Raw genomic sequence first — 607 nt, 5'->3', positions numbered from 1 at the left:
CCAGCCGACAGCCTTGAGGTAATGGACCGTCGGCAGAGTCAGATAGGCGGCCGCCAGCGCCCCGCAGATGGGCGACAGGATCATCTCGCGCACCTTGAGCTTCTTGCGAGACAGCGCGCGCAGGACGCCGCCGGAGAGGCCAGCAACAACCACAGAGCCATTGATGCCCAGCGCTTCCATGATTTGCGTCAGCGTCATCGTCCAATCCCCCATCCGGGTTTCGTATTGGGCAGGTCCCCTTCCTCGGTCTGGCTGCTCTTCCACCAGCCGTAGAGGCCGTAGAGCGTGAGACCGACGCCGATGATGCCGGCTCCTGTCAGCATGACGTTGGCGGCGGTCTTGGCGATCTCGGCGTCAAGGCCGAGTAGATGGCCGGCGGCCTCGGTGACCTGATCACGAACTGCAACGGCCGCGATGACAAGACCGCCGCCCTTGGTCGCGCTACGCACCTCCTGCACATCTTGGGCGGGGATGGAGCCGACGGCCTCGCTGGGTGCCGCCTTGAACTGCGCCAGCGCGCGCATGGTCTCGGGACCGGCCACACCGTCGATCGTCAGGCCGCGCGCCTTCTGGAAGGCCATCACCGCCTTCTTGGTGGTCGGGCCAT

The 607-nt window shown here is 65.9% G+C and carries 1 protein-coding gene and 1 pseudogene; both read right to left on the bottom strand.

Going from position 1 to position 607, the window contains the following annotated elements:
- A pseudogene (locus C7I85_RS30270) lies at positions 1 to 198 on the bottom strand (hypothetical protein); the annotation flags it as partial.
- Positions 195 to 607, bottom strand: a 413-nt coding sequence (locus C7I85_RS30265) for a peptidoglycan-binding domain-containing protein (RefSeq protein ID WP_146149028.1), incomplete at its 5' end; no start/stop codon positions are given. The gene C7I85_RS30265 and the pseudogene C7I85_RS30270, both read right to left, overlap by 4 nt.

Source organism: Pseudaminobacter soli (ex Li et al. 2025) (assembly GCF_003012705.1).
GTDB lineage: Bacteria > Pseudomonadota > Alphaproteobacteria > Rhizobiales > Rhizobiaceae > Pseudaminobacter > Pseudaminobacter soli.
The sequence above is the reverse complement of the archived record's forward strand: the minus strand, read 5'-3'. Positions and strand labels throughout refer to the sequence as shown.